Annotated in this window: 25 protein-coding genes; 18 read left to right on the top strand and 7 right to left on the bottom strand. The window is 68.0% G+C overall.

Features of this window, described 5'->3' with window-relative positions:
• Positions 1 to 5: 5 nt before the first annotated feature.
• Positions 6 to 2,549, bottom strand: coding sequence for an ABC transporter permease (locus tag AQZ52_RS15600; RefSeq protein ID WP_240481695.1), 2,544 nt, complete (start codon positions 2,547 to 2,549; stop codon positions 6 to 8).
• Entirely contained in the window at positions 2,546 to 3,196 is a 651-nt protein-coding gene (locus AQZ52_RS15605; RefSeq protein ID WP_067914050.1) for an ABC transporter ATP-binding protein, read from the bottom strand. The genes AQZ52_RS15600 and AQZ52_RS15605 overlap by 4 nt, the downstream gene beginning before the upstream one ends.
• Positions 3,197 to 3,313: 117 nt before the next feature.
• Between AQZ52_RS15605 and AQZ52_RS15610 the strand changes: the two genes are divergently transcribed.
• Entirely contained in the window at positions 3,314 to 4,000 is a 687-nt protein-coding gene (locus AQZ52_RS15610; protein WP_067913064.1) for an arylesterase, read from the top strand.
• 15 nt (positions 4,001 to 4,015) lie between these two features.
• On the opposite strand, the gene recF is transcribed toward AQZ52_RS15610, so the two are convergent.
• Together recF and pspF are read right to left on the bottom strand one after the other, a co-directional pair.
• Complete coding sequence (gene recF / locus AQZ52_RS15615) at positions 4,016 to 5,089, bottom strand: DNA replication/repair protein RecF (RefSeq protein WP_067913067.1); 1,074 nt, start codon at positions 5,087 to 5,089, stop codon at positions 4,016 to 4,018.
• Positions 5,090 to 5,144: 55 nt separating this feature from the next.
• A complete protein-coding gene (gene pspF, locus AQZ52_RS15620) occupies positions 5,145 to 6,182 on the bottom strand; it encodes a phage shock protein operon transcriptional activator (protein WP_067913069.1) in 1,038 nt (345 codons plus the stop codon).
• Between the two features lie 184 nt (positions 6,183 to 6,366).
• Here pspF and AQZ52_RS18780 point away from each other — a divergent pair, with 184 nt between their 5' ends.
• From AQZ52_RS18780 to AQZ52_RS15665, 10 genes are all read left to right on the top strand, one after another.
• The gene (locus AQZ52_RS18780) at positions 6,367 to 6,528 is read left to right on the top strand and encodes a hypothetical protein (protein WP_169793758.1); all 162 of its coding nucleotides are present in this window, start codon (positions 6,367 to 6,369) and stop codon (positions 6,526 to 6,528) included.
• Positions 6,528 to 7,346 carry a phage shock protein PspA gene (gene pspA / locus AQZ52_RS15625; RefSeq protein WP_082698127.1) on the top strand — a complete coding sequence of 273 codons (819 nt, stop codon included), beginning with the start codon at positions 6,528 to 6,530 and terminating at the stop codon, positions 7,344 to 7,346. Before AQZ52_RS18780 ends, pspA begins: the two co-directional genes overlap by 1 nt.
• 3 nt (positions 7,347 to 7,349) lie before the next feature.
• The gene (pspB, locus tag AQZ52_RS15630) at positions 7,350 to 7,658 is read left to right on the top strand and encodes an envelope stress response membrane protein PspB (RefSeq protein ID WP_067913072.1); all 309 of its coding nucleotides are present in this window, start codon (positions 7,350 to 7,352) and stop codon (positions 7,656 to 7,658) included.
• Entirely contained in the window at positions 7,655 to 8,035 is a 381-nt protein-coding gene (gene pspC, locus AQZ52_RS15635) for an envelope stress response membrane protein PspC (protein ID WP_067913075.1), read from the top strand. The genes pspB and pspC overlap by 4 nt, the downstream gene beginning before the upstream one ends.
• 23 nt (positions 8,036 to 8,058) lie before the next feature.
• Complete coding sequence (locus AQZ52_RS15640; RefSeq protein ID WP_067913078.1) at positions 8,059 to 8,337, top strand: hypothetical protein; 279 nt, start codon at positions 8,059 to 8,061, stop codon at positions 8,335 to 8,337.
• Positions 8,334 to 8,618: a hypothetical protein gene (locus AQZ52_RS15645; protein ID WP_067913081.1), complete on the top strand. Its 285-nt coding sequence runs from the start codon at positions 8,334 to 8,336 to the stop codon at positions 8,616 to 8,618. Before AQZ52_RS15640 ends, AQZ52_RS15645 begins: the two co-directional genes overlap by 4 nt.
• A 37-nt stretch (positions 8,619 to 8,655) precedes the next feature.
• Positions 8,656 to 8,913 carry a hypothetical protein gene (locus tag AQZ52_RS15650; RefSeq protein ID WP_067913084.1) on the top strand — a complete coding sequence of 86 codons (258 nt, stop codon included), beginning with the start codon at positions 8,656 to 8,658 and terminating at the stop codon, positions 8,911 to 8,913.
• A 22-nt stretch (positions 8,914 to 8,935) separates the two neighbouring features.
• Positions 8,936 to 9,160 (top strand): hypothetical protein, encoded by a 225-nt coding sequence (locus AQZ52_RS15655; RefSeq protein ID WP_156424988.1) that lies wholly within the window; start codon positions 8,936 to 8,938, stop codon positions 9,158 to 9,160.
• A gap of 210 nt (positions 9,161 to 9,370) precedes the next feature.
• Positions 9,371 to 9,778 (top strand): SufE family protein, encoded by a 408-nt coding sequence (locus AQZ52_RS15660; RefSeq protein ID WP_067913087.1) that lies wholly within the window; start codon positions 9,371 to 9,373, stop codon positions 9,776 to 9,778.
• Position 9,779: 1 nt separating this feature from the next.
• The gene (locus tag AQZ52_RS15665) at positions 9,780 to 10,130 is read left to right on the top strand and encodes a YbaN family protein (RefSeq protein ID WP_067913090.1); all 351 of its coding nucleotides are present in this window, start codon (positions 9,780 to 9,782) and stop codon (positions 10,128 to 10,130) included.
• A 68-nt stretch (positions 10,131 to 10,198) separates the two neighbouring features.
• Here the strand turns inward: AQZ52_RS15665 and AQZ52_RS15670 are convergent, their stop codons facing one another.
• A complete protein-coding gene (locus AQZ52_RS15670; protein WP_067913092.1) occupies positions 10,199 to 10,705 on the bottom strand; it encodes a sterol desaturase family protein in 507 nt (168 codons plus the stop codon).
• A 229-nt stretch (positions 10,706 to 10,934) separates the two neighbouring features.
• Here AQZ52_RS15670 and AQZ52_RS15675 point away from each other — a divergent pair, with 229 nt between their 5' ends.
• From AQZ52_RS15675 to AQZ52_RS15695, 6 genes are all read left to right on the top strand, one after another.
• Positions 10,935 to 11,810 carry a hypothetical protein gene (locus AQZ52_RS15675; RefSeq protein ID WP_156424989.1) on the top strand — a complete coding sequence of 292 codons (876 nt, stop codon included), beginning with the start codon at positions 10,935 to 10,937 and terminating at the stop codon, positions 11,808 to 11,810.
• 105 nt (positions 11,811 to 11,915) lie between these two features.
• Entirely contained in the window at positions 11,916 to 13,352 is a 1,437-nt protein-coding gene (leuC, locus tag AQZ52_RS15680; RefSeq protein WP_067913100.1) for a 3-isopropylmalate dehydratase large subunit, read from the top strand.
• 229 nt (positions 13,353 to 13,581) lie between these two features.
• Positions 13,582 to 14,505 carry an OmpA family protein gene (locus AQZ52_RS15685; RefSeq protein ID WP_067913102.1) on the top strand — a complete coding sequence of 308 codons (924 nt, stop codon included), beginning with the start codon at positions 13,582 to 13,584 and terminating at the stop codon, positions 14,503 to 14,505.
• Between the two features lie 137 nt (positions 14,506 to 14,642).
• Positions 14,643 to 14,819, top strand: coding sequence for a hypothetical protein (locus AQZ52_RS18785; protein ID WP_169793759.1), 177 nt, complete (start codon positions 14,643 to 14,645; stop codon positions 14,817 to 14,819).
• Positions 14,820 to 14,873: 54 nt separating this feature from the next.
• Positions 14,874 to 15,464: a 3-isopropylmalate dehydratase small subunit gene (leuD, locus tag AQZ52_RS15690; RefSeq protein ID WP_067913104.1), complete on the top strand. Its 591-nt coding sequence runs from the start codon at positions 14,874 to 14,876 to the stop codon at positions 15,462 to 15,464.
• Positions 15,465 to 15,540: 76 nt separating this feature from the next.
• The gene (locus AQZ52_RS15695) at positions 15,541 to 16,539 is read left to right on the top strand and encodes an NADPH:quinone oxidoreductase family protein (RefSeq protein WP_067913106.1); all 999 of its coding nucleotides are present in this window, start codon (positions 15,541 to 15,543) and stop codon (positions 16,537 to 16,539) included.
• 80 nt (positions 16,540 to 16,619) lie between these two features.
• On the opposite strand, the gene AQZ52_RS15700 is transcribed toward AQZ52_RS15695, so the two are convergent.
• Entirely contained in the window at positions 16,620 to 17,045 is a 426-nt protein-coding gene (locus AQZ52_RS15700; protein WP_067913109.1) for a DUF2147 domain-containing protein, read from the bottom strand.
• On the bottom strand, positions 17,042 to 17,725 hold the full coding sequence (locus AQZ52_RS15705) for a trimeric intracellular cation channel family protein (RefSeq protein ID WP_082698129.1): 684 nt from the start codon (positions 17,723 to 17,725) through the stop codon (positions 17,042 to 17,044). The genes AQZ52_RS15700 and AQZ52_RS15705 overlap by 4 nt, the downstream gene beginning before the upstream one ends.
• A gap of 97 nt (positions 17,726 to 17,822) precedes the next feature.
• On the opposite strand from AQZ52_RS15705, the gene AQZ52_RS15710 reads away from it, so the two are divergent.
• Positions 17,823 to 20,036, top strand: coding sequence for a putative bifunctional diguanylate cyclase/phosphodiesterase (locus AQZ52_RS15710; RefSeq protein ID WP_082698131.1), 2,214 nt, complete (start codon positions 17,823 to 17,825; stop codon positions 20,034 to 20,036).
• The last annotated feature ends 53 nt before the right edge of the window (positions 20,037 to 20,089 follow it).

The raw sequence follows: 20,089 nt of genomic DNA on the forward strand, positions 1-20,089 counted from the left end.
ATAGCCTAAAGCGCCCGCAGCGCCTCCGCCGGCCGCGTCCGCAGCACCGAAAGCGACCCCGCCACCGCCAGCACTAGCACCAGCCCGACGCCCGCGCCCAGCACCGCAAAGACCCGGCCCCAGTCCGGCTCCCAGTCGAATTCGAACAGCTCCACGATCACCAGCCACGCCGTCCCCCCGCCCAGGACCAGCGCGACCACCGCCAGAACCGCGCAGAGCAGCGCATATTCCGCTGCCAGCAGCGCCAGCAATTGCCCCCGGCTCGCCCCCAGCACGCGCAGGATCACGCTGTCATATTGCCGCGCCGCCCGCGCCGCCGCGATGGCGCCTGCCAGCACGGCAAGCCCCGCCAGCACCGCAACGCTCGCCGCCGCAAAGATCGCGGTGCCCACCTGCCCCAGCAGGGTGCGCGCCTGCCCCAGCACCGGCCCCACCTCGATCACCGAGCTTTCCGGCAGCGCTTTGACCAGTCCCGCCAGAATCCCGCGGCGCACCGCAGGCCGTTTCTCCGCCGTCGCCAGCGTGATCGTCGCGGCATAGGTGTGCGGCGCGTCCGCCAGCGCATTGGGGCTGAAGACGAGGCCGTAGTTGAAGCCGAACGAGGACCAGTCGATCCGTCTCAGCGAAGCCACCCGTGCTTCGCGCTCTGTTCCCAGCAGACTGATCCGCAGCTTGTCGCCCACTTTCAGCCCGATTGCCTTGGCCTGATCCTCATCGACCGACACCAGCGGCTCGCCGCTGTAATCCTGTGGCCACCAGCGTCCGGCGGTCAGCACATTGCCCTGCGGCACTTGGTCCGCATAGGTCAGCCCCCGGTCGCCGCGCAGCAGCCAGGAATCCTCCGGGATCGCCTTCAGCGTCGCCACATCGGTCATCGCGCCTTCGGGGCCATAAGCGATCACCGTCCCGCGCAGCGAGGGCACCATGCGCACGGCGGCATGGGGCGCGGTGCGCGCGACCAGCGCCTTGAACGTCTCGGTCCCCGCGCCCTTCGGCACATCGAGCACGAAGTAATCCGGCGCCCGCTCGGGCACGCGCTTGGCGATGTTCGCATCGATGGAGGTCTGCACCGCGGCCAGCAGCACGAAGGCCGCCAGCGCAAAACCCAGCGCCACCACCAGCGCCGATGTCTGCGCGCCGGGCCTATGCAGATTGCCCAGCGCCATCCGCAGCAGCGGCCGTTTCGGCCGGGGCAATCGCGCCGCCAGCCACGAAAGGCCTCGCCCGATCAGCGCCAGTAGCGCGAACACGGCCGCCGCCCCGCCAAGGAACCCTGCCGCCAACCACGGCTGCGGCGATGTGAATACCGCCAGCCCCACAATCCCGCTCAGCCCAAGGCCCACCGGCGCCGCCCACAGCGGGACCCGCCAGCCGCGCCCCGGCGGCGTCACCCGCGCCCGCAGCAAGGCCATCGCCGGCACCCGCCGCGCTTCCAGCAAAGGCGGCGCGGCAAAGGTCAGCGCGATCAGCAGGCCATACGTTCCCGCCACCGCCAGCGCGCCCGCGTCCACGGTAAAGCCCGGCGGGATCGGCAGCAGCCCTTCCAGCGCCCGCGCCAGCAGCGGCGTGATGCCCACGCCCAGCGCCAGCCCCAGCGTGATCGCCGCCAGCGCCGCCGCCGCGATCTGCAGCAGGTAGATCCGCACCACATCGCCCGCATCCGCGCCGAGGATCTTCAGCGTCGCAATGCTGGCCCGCCGCATTTCGAGATACGAGGATACGCCCCCCGCAATCCCGATGCCCGCGATCCCCAGCGCGGCGAGCGCCACCAGCACCAGAAACTGCCCCATCCGCTCGACAAACCGGTCGAGCCCCGGCGAGGCCTTGTCGCGCGTCTTCACCTGAAACCCGCTGTGCGCAAACCGCGCCTTGAACGCGTCCGCCAGCGCCGCCGGATCGGCCTTGGCCGGCACGCGCAGCCGGTACTTCCACCGCGCCATCGAGCCGACCTGCACCAGCCCCGACCGGGCAAGCGCCTCCTCGCTCACGATCACTGTCGGCCCCAGCGCAAAACCTTCGGAAAGCCGGTCCGGCTCGCCCGCGATCACGCCGCCGATCACCAGTTCGGCATTGCCGATCTTCAGCCGGTCACCTGCTTTCACGCCCAGCCGGTCGCCCACGCCCGCATCGATCCACGCGGTCATCCCCCGCGGCGCACCGGCCTTGCGTCCGCCCTCGAGGGTGAACGCGCCATAGAGCGGCCACCGCGCATCGACCGCCTTCAGCTCGACCGGCACCGCATCGTCCGCGCTCTCGGCGCGGCGCGCCATGGCTTGCAGGCGCACGCCTTGTGAAACCGCCCCCAGCCTGCGCATCGCCGCCAGCTCGTCCGCCGCCGCTTCGCGCCCGGCCAAGGTCAGCTCCAGATCGCCCCCCAACATGGACTGCCCGCGGGCGGCCAGTTCGCGCCCGATCCCGCCCGTCAGCGTCCCGATCGCCGCAAGCGCTGCCGTCCCCAGCACCAGACACACGATCAGCAGCCTGAGGCCGCGAAACCGCCAGTCCAGCCCGCGCCTTGCGAGCCGCCACGCCAGGGCCCAGCGGCTCACGCCGCGCCGTCCGCGATGATCCGCCCATCCTCGAGTCGCACGATCCGGCCGCAGCGGGCGGCCAAGGCCTCATCGTGCGTCACCATCAGCAAGGTAGCGCCCGCCTCGGCCACCTGGGCAAACAACAGCTCCGCCACCGCCTCACCATTGGCATGGTCGAGGTTTCCGGTCGGCTCATCGGCGAACACCAGCGCCGGGCGCGGGGCCAGCGCGCGGGCAATCGCCACGCGCTGCTGCTCGCCGCCTGAAAGCTGCGCCGGATAGTGCCCCATGCGGTGCGCAAGACCAACGGCCTCCAGCGCCGCCCGTGCCGCCGGGGCGGCATCCCGCACCCCCGCCAGCTCCAGCGGCGTCGCCACGTTTTCCAGCGCGGTCATCGTCGGCAGCAAGTGGAACGCCTGCAGCACCACCCCGATCCGCCCGCGCCGCGCGGCTGCCAGCGCATCCTCGGAAAGTCCCATGAAGTCCTGCCCCGCCACGGTCAGGCTGCCGCTCCCGGCACGCTCCAGCCCCGCTAGGACCGCCAGCAGCGAGCTCTTGCCCGAACCCGATGGCCCCAGCAGCGCCACGGTCTCGCCCGGCATCACCGCAAGGCTCACCCCGCGCAGCACATTCACCCGCGCCTCGCCCTGTCCCAGGCTCAGCATGAGGTCGCGCGCGTCGATCAGAGGGGCAGGGGAGGGCGAGCCGGTGGCGGAACTAGTCACTTGCCGCTATTGCCACGAACAGGTTGCACCTCGCAACCTAGCCCTTGAGGACTCCCGATGCGCCGCTTCGCCCTGCTTCTTCTCGCCGCCCTCGCTGCCTGCGCGAAACCGGCCCCCGCGCCCGAAGTGCTCCAGACCGAGGCCGCCGCCGCCGCGCCCGCGATCCCCGCAGATGCCCCCGTCATCCTCGCCTTCGGAGACAGCCTCTACGCCGGCTACCGCCTCGCCCCGGGCGAGGGCTATCCGCCGCGCCTCGAAGCCGCGCTCAATGCCTCGGGCGTGAAGGCCCGCGTGGTGAACGCCGGTGTCTCGGGCGATACCACCGCCGCCGCGCGCGAGCGGCTGGCCTTCACGCTCGACAATCAGAAGGTGAAACCCGCGCTCGTCCTCGTCGGCCTCGGCGGGAATGACATGCTGCGCGGCCTGCCGCCCGCCGAAACCCGCGCCAATCTCGAGGCGATCCTCACCGAACTCGACAAGCGCCATATCCCCGCCATGCTGACGGGCATGCTCGCCGCGCCCAACATGGGGAAGGACTACGTGAGCGCCTTCAACCCGATCTACCCCGCGCTCGCCGCCAGGCACAAAGCCCCGCTCGTGCCCTTCTTCCTGCAAGCGGTGATCGGCAACGACGCGCTCCTGCTCGACGATCACATCCACCCCACTGCCGAGGGCGTGAACAGGATCGTCGCCGCGACGAAGGATGATGTGGCCAAGGCCCTGAAAGCCGCCACCGCGCGCTAGGGCTCTACCCCGACACTACCCCCGCACCACAGCCCCATCGGCCACGCGCCACACCGCCGCATCGGTGCCCAGCGGCTCGAATGGCGCGAGTTCGGTCCCCGTCATCCACACTTGCGCGCCCGCCTCGTCCAGCCGCTCATAAAGCGCCGCGCGCCGCAGCGGATCGAGGTGCGCGGCGATCTCGTCGAGCAGCAGCACTTGCGGTCGCGCGCCCGCTGTCAGCGCGGCATGGGCGAGCACGATGGAAATCAGCATGGCCTTCTGCTCGCCGGTCGAACAGTCCGCCGCCGGAGCCGCCTTCGCCGCCAGCGTGACGCCCAGATCATCGCGGTGCGGACCCGTCAGCGTGCGCCCCGCCGCGCGGTCGCGCCGCCGCCCTTCGCGCAAGGCGGCCTGCAACGCGTCGCGGTCCGCCGGCCCGCCTGCCATATAGGCCAGCGCCGGCCGCGCGAACGGGGCTTCGGGCAGATCGGCCAGCGCTCCTGCCAGCCCCGCGATCAGCCCGGTGCGCGCCCGCGCCATGTCCGCTCCGGCTTCGGCGAGCCCCGCCTCGATCCCGTCGAGCCACAGGGGATCGGGTTCGCCCGGCCCTTCCAGCAGCCGGTTGCGCTCGCGCAGCGCCGTTTCATAGCGGCTGGCGGTGCGCGCGTGCCCCGGCTCCACCGCCAGCACCAGCCGATCCAGGAACCGCCGCCGCGCGCCCGCGCCTTCGGCAAACAGGCGGTCCATCGCCGGGGTCAGCCAGGTGATCGAAAGCCATTCGCCCAGCCGCGCTGCCGGCCCGTCCGCACCGTTAATCCGCACCGTGCGCCGTCCGGGCGCGGCAGGCGAGGTCGCCGTCGCCAGCGAGACGTCGCCATGCTCCAGCTCCGCGGCCACGGCAAAGCTGCCGTCCCCGCCGCGTCCCGCCATTTCCGCCGGCTGCGCGCGCCGCAGGCCGCGCCCGGGCGAAAGCAGCGAAATCGCCTCCAGCACGTTGGTTTTGCCCGCGCCATTCTCGCCAATCAGCACGTTGAAGCGCCCCGTCTCCTCCAGCCGCGTCGCGGCATGGTTGCGAAAATCGCGCAAGGTCAGGCGGGTGAGGGGCATCGCTGGCGGCGTTAGAGTGTTTCGGGCGCGGGCGCAAAACCCTCCGTGCCTGGGCCTAGGCGCTTTCGCCCCGCTCCAGCAGCCCGTGCTTCTTCAGGCAATGCCGCAGCTGGTCATAGGTCAGCCCCAGCGCCTTCGCGGTCTGCCGCTGGTTGTAGCGGTTGCGCCCGAGGTGATGCTCGAGGATCGCCCGCTCGTGCGCCTCGACCGCACCGCGCAAGTCGCTCACGCCGTCCAGATCGTGCTGAACCGCCGGGGCCGGAGGCTCCACAGCCGCGCCGGAGGGGGCCGCTTTCGTCTGCGTCAGCCCCGAAGGCCGCCATGGGCTCTCGAACGGATCGAACTGGATGTGCCCGATCGCGCGGGCCGGATCGTCCCAGCGATAGACCGCGCGCTCCACCACGTTGCGCAGCTCGCGCACGTTGCCCGGCCAGGCATAGTCCTCCATCGCCCGCGCCACATGCGCGGCAAAGCCCGGCCAGCTCGCCCAGTCCAGCTCCGCTGCCATGCGCCGCCCGTAATAGTCCGCCAGCACCGCGATATCGCCTTCGCGCACCCTCAGCGGGGGGAGCGTGATCACCTCGAAGCTCAGCCGGTCGAGGAGGTCCGGGCGGAAGCGTCCTTCCTCGGCCATGCGCGGCAGGTTTTCGTTGGTCGCCGCCACGATGCGCACGTCGACCATGATCGGCTTGTTCGCGCCGATCCGCGCCACTTCGCCATATTCCACCGCGCGCAGCAGCCGCTCCTGCGCGCCCATCGAAAGCGTGCCCAGCTCGTCGAGGAACAGCGTGCCGCCGTTCGCTTCTTCAAACCGCCCCGCGCGCGCCCGCGTCGCCCCGGTGAACGCGCCCGCCTCGTGGCCAAACAGTTCCGCCTCGATCAGCGTCTCGGGGAGCGCCGCGCAGTTCATCGTCACCAGCGGTTCCTGCCACCGGGTGGAGAGGCGGTGGAGGCGTTCTGCGATCAGTTCCTTGCCAGTCCCGCGCTCGCCGATCACCAGCACCGGGCGGCGCATCGGCGCGGCACGGCTGGCGCGCTCGACCGCATCGAGGAAGGCGCTCGATTGGCCGATGAACTGGACTTCGCGATCCATGAGATGCCCCGCTTCGTGTCTCGTACCAAGGTCTAGCAGAATTTCCCAAGCCTAGGCAATAATCCCCACATAAGCGTATTCGCCGATCCGTAAAAACGGCGGAATTCTGGCCCTTTCGTGATTTGGCACGCCTCCTGCAAAGCATGGGGCAACCCCCGCACAGGGGACCAACAGGAGACTACCGATGTACACTGCCCGCTTCTTCTCGACCCAGCTCGGCCGCGCGGCGCTGATCAGCATCGCTGCGATGATGGCGCTCAACGTCGCCGTCGCCACCCGCCCGGTTTCGGCTGCCGCGCCCCAGATCGTCGCGTCCAGCGCCGCGATCACGGGTGAGCTCGCCTGATGGGTGCCGATACGCCCCTGCATTCCGCAGCCGGGCGTCCGCAATCCCGTTTCGAAATCGAGCTCGGTGCGCTACGCCAGCACGACAACGAGACCTCACGGCCATTCACGCCTTTTGCCACCGGAGCCAACCTGATGGGCATCTTCTCCCGCACCCGCGATATCATCGCCGCCAACTTCAACGATCTGCTCGACAAGGCGGATGACCCGGCCAAGATGATCCGCATGATCATCATGGAGATGGAGGAAACCCTCGTCGAAGTGCGCGCCTCTGCCGCCCGCACCATCGCCGATCAGAAGGAGATGGCCCGCCACGTGGCGAAGCTCGACCGGCTCCAGGCCGATTGGGCGGACAAGGCCCAGCTCGCCCTCTCCAAGGGCCGCGAAGACCTCGCTCGCGCCGCGCTCGTCGAAAAGAACAAGGCCGCCGATATGGGCGCGCAGCTCGCCGGCGAGATCAAGGTGCTCGACGATTCGATGCGCGCCTACGAGGCGGATATCGAAAAGCTGCAGACCCGCCTGCGCGAAGCCCGCAGCCGCCAGACCGCGATTGCCGCCCGCCTCGAAAGCGCTGAAAACCGCGTCCGCCTGCGCACGCTGATGACCAGCGAACGGGTCGACGAGGCGCTGGCCCGCTTCGACCAGCTCGAACGCCGCGTCGATTATGCCGAAGGCCGCGCCGATGCGCTCGGCCTCGCCGATGGCCCGCCGGCCAGCCTCGCGGACGAGATCGCCGCGCTCGCGGGCCAGGACAAGGTCGATGAGGAGCTCGAAGCCATGAAGCGCGCGCTCGGCGCGGCAGACAAGAAGGAGGGTTGAGCCATGGAGGACATCGTCATTCCGCTCGGCGCGCTCTTCGCCATCTTCGTCGGCCTGCCCTGGATCGTGCTCCACTACATCACCCGGTGGAAGACAGCCGCCACGCTCACCTCGGGTGACGAGGCGCTGCTCGAGGAGCTCTACCAGCTCGCCCGCCGGCTCGATGAACGCATGGACACCGTCGAACGCATCGTCGCTGCCGACAATCCCGAATTCCGCCCCGGTCGGATCAGCCCCGACCTTGAGAGCGACAACCAGAAATTGCGCGAACTGGACCGTCTGGTCGCGCAGCAGAGGGGGACTTCCCAATGAGCAACCAGCCCCAGCACACCCGCTTCTACCGCGACAAGGTCAATGGCAAGTTCATGGGGGTCTGCTCCGGGATTGCCGATTACACCGGGATCGACGTCCTGTGGGTCCGCATCGGCTTCCTCGTCCTCGCCTTCTCGATGGGCTGGCCGTTCCTGATCTACTTCGCGCTCGGCTTCCTCGCTGAAAAGAAGCCGGCCCGCCTCTACGCAGACCGCGAAGAGCAGAAGTTCTGGCAGGGCGTGCGCCAGTCGCCGGCCCGCACGGCGCGGGAAGTGCGCAGCACCTTCCGCGATATCGACCGCCGCCTTGCCGAGGTCGAGCAGTTCTACGTCTCGGGCAATCCGCGCCTCTCGGCTGAAATCGAGAAGCTGCGCTAAGCGCCATTCCGGGGGGACTACCGATGGACAATGGAACACTCGCCCTGCTGATCCCGATCCTCGCGCTGTCGATCCCGATCATCGCGATCTGGACCCAGCACCAGCGCAAGATCGAGGAAATCCGCGCCAGCTCGCTTTCCGAAACCAACGCCCAGGCCGCCGCCCGCGCGGCTGCGCTCGAGGAGCGGGTCCGCGTTCTCGAAGCGATCGTCACCGACAAGAGCTACGACGTCGCCAGCCAGATCGAGGCGCTCAGGGAACCCGGGCGCGCAACGGACGCTGCAAGGAGCACCAAGCAATGAACGCCGCCGATGCCATTGCCTTTGCCGCGCTGATGATCGGTCTCGTCACCATCTTCAACGTCTGCGCCGAAATCTACAAGCGCACGCTGGCCCACAAGGAGCGCAAGCTCGAACTCGCCGCCCGGGAAAGCGCCGAACAGGCCGCCCACTTCGCCGCGCAGGCGCAGAAGCTGGAGCAACGGGTCCGCGTCCTCGAACGCATCGCCACCGATCGCGAGGGCCAGCAGGCCGCCGCGCTGGCGCACGAGATCGAAGACCTGCGCACCGCCTCCGCCAACTGAACCCGCCCACCGAACCCCAAGATCCAAGGACTGATCCATGAGCTTCTGGAGCGCCATTGTCGCGATCGTCGCGATCCTCACCTGGGCCAGAATGCGCAGCGCCCGCTACGAGGCCGGCCTCGGCCACCCGGTGAGCGAACTGCGCGAGGCCATGCAGGCCCGCCAAGCCAACCCCGCGCTCGAACGCGAGGTCGTCGAACTGAGGAAGCGCGTCGAAGTGCTCGAACGCATCCTCACCGATGGCCGCGATGCCAGCCGCCTCGCGCAGGATATCGAAGCCCTGCGCGAACATTGATCCCGCTCGAAAGGAACCTGCCATGCCTTTCACAACCGCAACCGTTCTCGCCGTCGCCGCGCTGGTGGCCATCGCGATCCTCGCCCGCACCGCGCTCACCGCGTGGAACGGCTGGCTCGATCTGAAGCGCGCCGAAGCGGTGCGCTCCGCCGATGCCGGCAACCACGTGCTCGGCCTGATTGATCTCAGCGATATCAAGGAACGCCTGCGCAAGCTCGAAGCCATCGCGGCGGGCGTCGATCTCTGAAAGAACCCCTCCGTCAGCCCTGCGGGCTGCCACCTCCCCATTTGTGTGTGCCGCAAAAATGGAGAGGGAAGGAGACGCCACGTTTTTCTGTCCTCTCCATTTTCACGAAGTGCAAATGGGGAGGTGGCCCGCCGCAGGCGGGTCGGAGGGGTTCTTTTTAGCCCTCCAGCCCGCTTGCCCACCGCACCCAATCCGCTATGTCCGCGCCCCATGAGCCAGCTCGACGACATCCTTGAAGAATATGAATTCCTCGACGCGGACGAACGCTACCGCCTGCTGATCGATCTCGGCCGCAAGCTGGAACCCATGCCCGAGGCGCTCAAGACAGACGCCACGCTCGTGCGCGGCTGCTCGGCCAGCGTCTGGGTCTATCCCGTCGCCGGAAACGGAGATGCCCTGCATTTCCTCGCCGATAGCAACGCCGCGATCACCAAGGGCATCGTCGCGCTCGTTCTCGCCGCGGTGCAGGACCAGCCCGCGCAGGACGTCGCCCAAACCGATATCGCCGCGCTGCTCGCGCCTTTCGATCTCAAGAACCAGCTCTCGTCGAACCGCACGCAAGGCGTCCCCAACATGATCGCCCTCGTACGCGAACACGCCGCCCGGATCGCGGGCTAGCATGAAACGCCGGCTCTGGACGGCGGCCGGCCTGTTCTTCGTCGGTCTGGGCGCGGTGGGCGCGCTCCTGCCGCTCCTGCCCACCGTGCCCTTCCTGCTCCTCGCGCTGTTCTGCTTCGCGCGCGGCAATCCGGCATGGGAGCAGCGCCTGCTCGATCACCCGACCTATGGCCCGCTGCTGCGCGATTGGCGCCAGCGCCGCGCGATCCCCCGCCGCGCCAAATGGGCCGCGCTGATCGCGATGGGCGTCTCGGTCGCGGTTACCGGCTTCACCGCCGGCTGGCCATGGGTGCTGATCCCGCTCACCGTGATGGCCCTCTCCGGCAGCTGGATCTGGACGCGGAACGAATAGCGGCGGGCCGAACTCCGGCCTTCGTCGTTGTTTCGCTATGCTTGCAATGACGCGATAAGAGAAGCGCCTCAGTCCACCGCGTCGCGGATCACCGCGATCCCTGCCTCGCGCTGCGCCTTCAGCTTCTGCTTCAGCTTGGCCGGATCGAGCGCGATGATGAAGCCGAAGCTCACCCCGCCTTCCTTGCCGATGGTCGCATGGTGCAGCTTGTGTGCCTGCACCACCCGCTTGAAGTAGCCCTTGCGCGGCACATACTTGAACCAGCGCTGGTGGACGAGACCATCATGGATCAGCGTATAGATGATCCCGTAGATCAGCACGCCCACGCCGATCCACGTCGCCGGCCACCAGGCATAGACCCCCGCGATCAGCGGGCTGCCGATCATGAACCCGCTGATCGACATCGCCGCGCCGACCACGGCGTAGAGGTCGTTGCGCTCGAGGAAGCCGTCGTGTGGTTCGTGATGGTCGCGGTGCCAGGCCCAGCCGAAGCCGTGCATCACGTACTTGTGGCTCGACCAGGCAATGAATTCCATCGCCCAGACAGTGGCGAACACGATGAGAAACTGGATCATGTCTTGCGTCTTAGCCCAATCGCGCCGCCCATGCGAGAGCGCTGGCACCATCGGGCCGGGTTCCTGAACGGATCGTTCACAAGGCGTTCAGGCGGCCAATGAATAAGTGCTTCCGGTGATAGTAATTAGGTCCGATCCGGATAATACAGCCGAATCGAATTAAAGCTGTCATGAATATGGTTAAGAAATACTTGCAGCGGAGAGCGCAATGAGTCTCGGGGGAAATGACGTGGCCGTACAAATTGAACAGGTGCCGGCGGACAATGTGGTGATCGCGATCGATCCCATCGAAATCGCCCCCTTTGAATTGGCATCCGTCGAGTTGGGCCCGATCGCGATTGCCGAGCCGCTTCCCACCGATGTCCCGGCCGATGCGCAGACCTTCGGAGCTCCGGCCGATCCGGTCGTTGACCCTGCCCACACGGATGGCACTCCCACCGATGGCGCTGGTACCGATGTCCCCGCCGATGCGCAGACCTTCGGCGCCACGGCGGATCCGGTCGTCGACCCTGCCCACACGGATGGCACTCCCGCCGATGGTGCCGCCACCGATGTTCCTGCCGATGCGGAGACCTTCGGCGCCACGGCTGATCCGGTCGTTGATCCTGCCCATACGGATGGCACTCCCACCGATGGCGCTGGCACCGATGTCCCCGCCGATGCGGAGACTTTCGGCGGTCTGGTCGTTCCGGTTGTCGATCCCGCCCACACGGACGGCACCGCCACGGACGGCACCGCTACCGACGGCACCACCACGACGGACGGCACCGCCACCGATGCAAACCCTTATGGCGGCATCATCTTCTGGCTCGATCACCCGGTCTACAAGGCCGAGGACGCCGGCTCCGATTCGTCGACGGGCGGCACCGCAACCGATAGCGGCACCGATATCCCGACCGACGTGATCTACACGCTCGATCCGTCCGATCCGGTTATCTACGCCTCCTCTACCGGCGTTCTCGATGGTCCGGGCCGCCATGGCGATCCGCTTCCCTACGAACGCGGCGTCGAATGGCACGCTGCCGCGCCGGAGCCCGAGATCGACCACACGCCGGTCCACTACGCCGTCTCCGAACCGTTCCACACCGGCCTGGATCTTCTCTGATCGCCGCCGGGTGGACTTGGGGGGCAGGGGGCACGCCGCCTACCTGCCCCTCAGATCCGCCATTGGCGCTTGATATGCGGCCCGCGCGGGCTTAACCGGCGCGGCATGACCAGCACCTCCGCACCGCGCACGCTTTACGAAAAGATCTGGGCCGCCCACGTCGTCGAGGATCGCGACGATGGCACCAGCCTCGTCTATATCGACCGCCACCTTGTCCATGAAGTGACGAGCCCGCAGGCATTCGAGGCGCTGCGTCTGGCCGGCCGCAAGGTGCGCCGCCCCGATCTCACCCTTGCGGTGCCGGATCACAATCTGCCCACCACGATCCGCCGCGATGCCAAGGGCGCGCGCGTCCCCATCGCCGACCGCGAAAGCGCGGCCCAGCTCGAAGCCTTGGAAGCCAACGCACCCGCCTTCGGCATTCGCTATATCGGCGATGCCGATGCGGAACAGGGCATCGTCCACGTCGTCGGGCCGGAACAGGGCTTCTCGCTCCCCGGCGCCACCATCGTCTGCGGCGATAGCCACACCGCCTGCCACGGCGGCCTCGGCGCGCTCGCCTTCGGTATCGGCACGAGCGAGGTCGAGCATGTCCTCGCCACGCAAACCCTTCTCCTGAAGCGTTCGAAGACGATGGAAGTCCGCGTCGAAGGCACGCTGCTGCCCGGCGTCACCGCCAAGGACGTCGTCCTCCACATCACCGGCGTGCTCGGCGCGGCGGGCGGCACCGGCCATGTGATCGAATATACCGGCCAGGTTATCCGCGATCTCTCGATCGAAGGCCGCCTCACCGTCTCCAACATGGCGATCGAGCACGGCGCCCGCGCCGGCCTCATCGCGCCGGACGACAAGACCTTCGCCTACCTCAAGGGCCGCCCCTATGCGCCGAAGGGCGAGGAGTGGGACAAGGCCGTCGCGTGGTGGCGCAGCCTCGCCACCGATGCCGGCGCGAAGTACGACAAGACCGTCGTCATCAACGCGGCTGATATCGCCCCCAGCGTCACCTGGGGCACCAGCCCCGAAGACGTGCTGCCGATCACCGGCGTCGTTCCCGCGCCCGAGAGCTTCGCCGACCCTTCCAAGCAGGCCGCCGCGCGCGCCAGCCTCGATTACATGGGGCTCGAACCCGGCCAGCCGCTCACCTCGGTCGAGATCCAGAACGTGTTCATCGGCAGCTGCACCAACAGCCGCATCGAGGATCTGCGCGCCGCTGCCGCCGTGCTGAAGGGCCGCAAGAAGGCGCCGAACGTCACCTGGGCCATCGTCGTCCCCGGCTCGGGCCTCGTGAAGCGTCAGGCCGAAGAGGAAGGCCTCGACAAGGTGTTCCGCGAAGCCGGCCTCGAATGGCGCGAACCCGGCTGCTCGGCCTGCCTTGGCATGAACCCGGACAAGGTGCCGGCGGGCGAGCGCTGCGCCAGCACCTCGAACCGCAACTTCGTCGGCCGTCAGGGCCCCGGCGCGCGCACCCACCTCGTCAGCCCGGCGATGGCGGCGGCCGCGGCGGTGACAGGCCGGCTGACCGACGTGCGCGAACTCGTCTGATCGCAAGGGGCTTCCGCCCGTCCAAAGCCCCATAAGCATAGTCACTTGGTTTCCCGCCAAGGCGCTCTGTCGCAACCACCGCACGGCGTAGCCGCAGAACGACCGGTCGCCTTTGCGTCGTTCATCGGCGCGAAAGGCTGTTCGCGGTGATGGGAAGGCGTTAGCGCAGCGGCCGCGCGGCCCCACCTGTCTACCCGCCGCCGCTGCTTGATAAAAAAGGAGGTTGCCAATGTCCGTCCCGTCTCCGCGCCACGGCGTGTTCGCTCTTGCCGCTGCGCTTGCCGCCGCGTCGCCGGTGCTTGCCGCCACACATGCCCAGGAGCTTCCTCCGGTCGATCAGCAGCAGGCCCAGCCCGCAGCCGAACTGCACACCACGCTCACCCCCGGCACCGCCGCCGCCACCCTGCCCAAGGGCCCCGATATCAAGGGCGTGATCTCGCGCCGCAGCGCGGACCGCATGGAAGTGACCGCCGATGATGGCACCAAGACCATCGTCAACATCAACGACTACACGAGGATCCGCTCGAGCAAGGGCCTGTTCGGCATGAGCCGCCAGCAGCTCGCGTCCAATGCGCTGCTCAATGGCCTGCCGGTCACGATCCACACACTGCAGTCGGGCGATGCGCTCATGGCGGCCGATATCCAGTTCAAGGACAAGGATCTCAAGATCGCCAACATGATCCGCACCGGCACGAGGCAGGGCTTCGAGGAGCAGTCCGCCGCGACCGCCGAAGTCCGCACGATGACCGAGGCGCTGCGCAGCCGCTTTGCCGATATCGACGAGTTCAATATCAAGAGCACCACCAACGTGAGCTTCGCTTCGGGCAAGACCGAGCTCACGCCGCAGGGCAAGGCCGATCTCTGCGCCCTCGCCACACAGGCGCAGGGCATCAAGAATGCGGTCATGCTGGTCGTCGGCTATGCCGACAACCGCGGCAGCGAAGATCTCAACCAGCGTCTCAGCGATCAGCGCGCCACGCGCGTCGTCAACTATCTCCAGCAGGCCTGCGGCTGGAAGCCCTACCGGATGCTCACCCCCAGCGGCATGGCCACAGCCAACCCGCTGGCCGACAACGCGACGCCCGAAGGCCGCGCACAGAACCGCCGCGTTGCGGTGAACGTGATGGTCAGCAAGGCCGTCGACGGGCTCTGACCCGCTGCGCCCCCCTCCCGTCCTGCGGGAGGGGGGAAGGCTTGTCCGCACAGACTTGCGGATAGCCCCCTTCGCCTGCTTGCAATCGCGGCGCGCCAACGCCACTTCGATAGGAGGCGGGATCAAGGAGCACACGCGTGACCAAGAAAACCGATAAGGAAAGCAGCAACAGCTGGACCGGCCCTGCCGCCATTGCCGGCGCCGCGATCGGCTCGGCAGCACTGGCCGCCGCGCTGCTCTATTCCTCGCGTCGCAAGGAACGCGCGGAAAAGGCGGCTCCCAAGCCCCCCGTCGAGCCCATCGACACCGATTGACGGCGGCGCGGCGGGCCTTGCATCCGGCCCGCCCTACCGGCTAAGGCCCGCGCCATGGAACCCGTCAGCATCATCGATGGCCGCGCCATCCCGTTCGGCCGCAAGAACGTCGATACCGACGTGATCATCCCCGCTGCCTGGCTCAAGACGATCAGCCGCGAAGGCCTCGGCCGCGGCGCGTTCGAGGCGCTGCGCAAGGATCCCGACAACATCTTCGACAGCGCGGAGTTCAAGGGCTCGCCGATCCTCATCGCGGGCGACAACTTCGGCTGCGGCTCCAGCCGCGAACACGCGGCCTGGGCGCTGCTCGATCTTGGCATCAAGGCCGTCATCGCGCCGTCGTTTTCGGATATCTTCTCGGGCAACGCCTTCAAGAACGGCATCGTCACCGTGGTCCTGCCGCAGGAAGCCATCGACCGCCTGATGGACGTCGCTGCAACCGAGCCGGTGCACATCGACCTCGAAGCCCAAACCGTGACGACGCCGTTCCAGGACCGCTTCCAGTTCGAGATCGACGCCTTCCGCAAGCACTGCCTGCTGAACGGCCTCGACGAGGTTGGCCTCACCATGGCGCGCGGGGATGCGATCAGCGCCTACGAAGCCAAGGCCAGCGCCGAGCGGCCCTTCCTCGTCCACCCGGCTTAACCACCCGCTTAAATAGGGCTTCCCAAGGCCGCCAAAACGTGGCTCAACGGTGCAAACACATGCACTGGAGAGATCGATGAAGGCCCTTCGCACCCACGCCGTCGGCGGCCCTGAAACCCTGACCCTCGACGAGATCGACGCGCCTGTCGCCGGCCCCGGCCAGGTTGTCGTCGCGGTCAAGGCCTGCGCGATCAACTTCCCTGATACCTTGATGATCCGCGACATGTACCAGTTCAAGCCGCAGCGCCCCTATGCGCCCGGTGGCGAGATTTCGGGCGTGGTCGAAAGTGTGGGCGAGGGCGTCACGCAGTGGCAGGCGGGCGACCGCGTCATCGGCATGTGCGGCAATGGCGGCCTCGCGGAAAAGGTCGTGCTGGATCAGGGCCGCATGTTCCCGCTGCCCGAAGGCGTGTCGTTCGAAACCGGTGCGTCCTTGCTGATGACTTACGGCACCACGATCCACGGCCTCAAGGATCGCGGCCGGATCAAGGCGGGTGAGACCATGCTCGTCCTCGGCGCCGCCGGCGGTGTCGGCATTTCCGCCATCGAACTCGGCAAGGCCTATGGCAACCGCGTCATCGCCGCCGTCTCGAGCGAGGAAAAGGCCGCCGCCGCGCGCGAGGCCGGTGCGGACGATGTCGTGATCTACGGCCGCCCGCCGTTCGACAAGGACCAGAGCAAGGCGCTTGCCGAAGCGTTCAAGGCCGCCTGCGGCCCCAATGGCGCGGACATCGTCTACGATATCGTCGGCGGCGATTATTCCGAACCCGCGTTGCGCGCCATCGCGTGGGAAGGCCGCTTCCTCGTCGTCGGCTTCCCCGCCGGCATCGCGCGCCTGCCTTTGAACCTTACGCTGCTTAAGTCCTGCGACGTCTGCGGCGTGTTCTGGGGCGCCTTTACCGCGCGTGAGCCGCAGAAGAACGCCGCGCATGTCGCCGAACTGTTCGAGCTCCTCAAGGCCGGCAAGATCAACCCCCGCGTCAGCGCCCGCCTGCCGCTCGAACGCGGCGGCGAAGCCATCGCCATGCTGGCGGACCGCAAGGCCGTCGGCAAAGTCGTCGTCACGATGGCGTGAGCCTTCGACCTCCCCATTTTTGCGGTACGCACAAATGGGGAGGTAGCAGCCCGAGAGGGCTGACGGAGGGGTAAACCTCCTTAACGCACCCGCGCCCAGACCTGCGTCTTGCACAGCGGCCAGACCACGCAGCCCTTCACCACCAGCTCGCTCGGCGATTTCAGCGAAACCGTCGCCGCATAGGTCCCGCCGTCGTTGGGGTTGTAGATCGAACCCTTCCAGCTTCCGCCCGAAGGCTTGAGGCCGCGGAAAATGTACATGCCGATCAGCGGCCGCCCGCGCAGTGCCGGGTTCTTGTTGTTGCGGTCCAGTCTGTCCTCCGCCGTGCCGCCGCCGCTGCCGCCCAGGACCTTGCCGCAAAGCCCGCCGTCGCACTGGCTCACCTCGATCAGCCCGCCGCGCTCGGGCGTGCGCCACCGGCCATAGGGGCTCGCCTGCTCCGCTGCCCCACTCGCGCCCGCTGCGATCAGCAGCGCGCCCGCCAACAGAACCTTGCGCACGTTCATCTGTCCCCGTCCTTCACATGTCCATAGGCCGGCAGCCCCAGCTGCCAATGGATGGCTGCTCCGCGTAGCCCGAAGCCGGCCAGCGCCGCTACGGACCACACGGCCATATTGGAAAGACCCGCCACGGTCCCGCCCGCGCAGATCGCCGAGGCCAGCGCGGCCGGTGTCACATAAAGCTCGGGCCGCATGATGATCGAGGGCCTACCGGCGACCACGTCGCGGATCACCCCGCCCACGCAGCCGGTGATCACGCCCATCATCGCCGCAGGCACCGGCGCCACGCCCAGCGCCAGCGCCTTGGCCGTGCCCAGCACGGCATAGGCGCCAAGCCCCGCCGCATCGGCCCATTCGATCACCCGCGTGCTCTCGCCCTGCCACCACCGCGCCGGGCTGAACCACACCGTCAGCGCCACCACCAGGCACACCGGCGCGGTCCAGGCATTGTGCACCCAGAACACCGGTGCCCCGATCAGCAGGTCGCGCACCGTGCCGCCGCCCACTCCCGTTAACACTGCGAAGAAGGCCATCGTCACGAACGTCTGCCGCATCCGGGCCGCCAGCAGGGCCCCGCTCAGCGCGGTGACCGCGATCCCCACCGGATCGAGCGCGGCGATCAGCGCAAAGACCTCCGTGGCCGGCAGATGCGGCGCGGCGGGCAGGTTCAGGGCAAGTACGGGCATGGGGCTCCCTTAACACCAGGCTTAGGCCGAAAGTAACCAACATGCGGCTAGGTTAGGACCGAAACGGCGTTTTACTCCAACAGGCACTCCGCTTCCGGTGAAAAACTTGCTCAAGACCTGGCACGGCCCCCGGCCGCCGCAATCGTCGCCTCCCGGCGATGATGCGGCGCACCGGGCCCAGCACCGGCTGGCGGTTTTCGAGGATATCGAGCGGGGCCATGCAGGCTGGTTCTGGGCCACCGATGCCGCCGGCCGGCTGACCTACATCTCCCCCGCGGCCTGCGAACGCTTCGGCCTTGATGCCGAGGCGCTGGTCGGCCTGCCCTTCACCAGCCTGTTCGAAACCGATCCCGAAAACCCCGGCGAACGGTCTGATCGGCCGCTGCAGTTCCTGCTCGGCGCGCACGCGCGGATCGCCGATGTCACCGTCCGCCTCATACCCGATCGCTGTGCCCCCGGCTCACGCACGGGCTGGTGGGCGCTTTCCGGCCAGCCCAAGATCGATGCGGCCAAGCCAGGCAGTGCCAAACAGGAAACAGGGGTCGCGTTCCACGGCTATCGCGGCAGCGCGCGCGACATTACCGCCGAATACGAACGCCGGATCGAGGACTCGCGCCTCGCCGAATTCGATTCGCTCACCGGCCTTGCCAATCGCCACCGCATCACCCGCCGGTTCGATCAGGTGCTCGCCGCGTTCAAGGGCACCATGCGCCCCGCCACGCTGATGATGCTCGATCTCGACCGGTTCAAGCAGGTCAACGATACGCTCGGCCACCCGGCGGGCGACGAGCTGCTGCGCCAGGTCGCCCAGCGCCTCACCCGCGTCGTCGGCTCGGCGGGCGAGATCGGCCGCCTCGGCGGCGACGAATTCCAGATCCTGCTTGCCGATCAGGAAGACCGCGGCAAGCTCGGCGAACTGGCCGACAAGATCATCGGCGTCGTGTCGCAGCCCTACATGATCGACGACAACCACGTTGTCATCGGCGTCTCGATCGGCATGGCCATTGCCCCGTTCGATGGCGCCGAGCGCGAGGATATCGTCCGCGCCGCGGATCTTGCGCTCTATGCTGCCAAGCACGGCGGGCGCGGCCAGTTCCGCTTCTACTCCTCCGACCTCAAGGACGAGAAGGAAGAGCGCCGCCTGCTGGAAGAGGCGCTGCGCGAGGCGATTGCCTCGGTCGATAGCGGGCCGGACAGTTGGGACGAGCCCCAGCTCGCCATGGTCTACCAGCCCGTCGTGCGCACCGATGATCACACCGTCGTCGGGTTCGAGGCGCTCATGCGCTGGGAACATCCCACGCGGGGGAACATCCCGCCTTCGGTGTTCATCCCCGTCGCTGAAGATACCGGCATGATCCTCCAGCTCGGCGCCTGGGCTCTCCGTCAGGCGGCGCGCGATGCCACGGCCTGGCCGCACCCCTTGCGCATCGCGGTCAATGTCTCGGCGGTGCAGTTCGCCCACCCCGATTTCCCGGGCATCGTCGCCGATATGCTCGATGCCACCGGGCTCGATCCCGAACGGCTCGAACTTGAACTCACCGAATCCGTGTTCATGGGCGATGGCGAAGTGACCGACGCCGCCTTCAAGGCGCTGAAATCACTCGGCGTCCGCCTTGCGCTCGATGATTTCGGCACGGGCTATTCCTCCTTGAGCTATTTGCGCGCCGCCCCGTTCGACAAGCTCAAGGTCGATCGCAGCTTCGTCGACAGCTGCACATTGAGCGATCAGAACAGCGCCAAGATCATCGCCGCGATCATCGGCCTTGCCGATGCGCTGGGCATGGAAACCACCGTCGAAGGCGTCGAGGCGTTCGATCAGCGCGATGTCGTCTGCGCCAAGGGCGCGCGTTTCATCCAGGGCTTCCTCTACTCGCCCCCGCTCGAACAGACGGTCGTGCTCGAACGCATGGCGGGTGGGCAGCTGCGCATCCCGCCCGAAGGCCCACAGCGTCACCGCCCGGAGCGGCGCTCGGTCTACCGCCGCATCGGTGTGATCCACGAAGATCACCGCTACGAGGCGCTGCTGCGCAATCTCTCGGCGACCGGCGCGCGGATCGAAGGGCTTGTCGGCGTGCCTGTGGGCACCAGCCTCGTGCTCGATCTCGGCGCGGGCCAGCTTGCCGTCGTCACCGTCTCGCGCTCGGAAGACGCGACCATCGGCGTCGAGTTCGAAACCCCGCTCGTCAGCGACGGCGCCGGCGGCCTCGTCACCCGCTACCGCGCCAGCCCCTACGCGCTTGCCGCCGCCGCCCGCATGGTCAGCAGCAGCGCGCCCCAGTTCCTCGAAGTCGAAGTCCGCCGCCGCGCCTAGGTCCTCCCCGTTTTCGCGAAGCGCAAATGGGGAGGTGGCCCGCGAAGCGGGTC

The organism is Novosphingobium fuchskuhlense (genome assembly GCF_001519075.1).
GTDB classification, from domain to species: Bacteria; Pseudomonadota; Alphaproteobacteria; order Sphingomonadales; family Sphingomonadaceae; genus Novosphingobium; species Novosphingobium fuchskuhlense.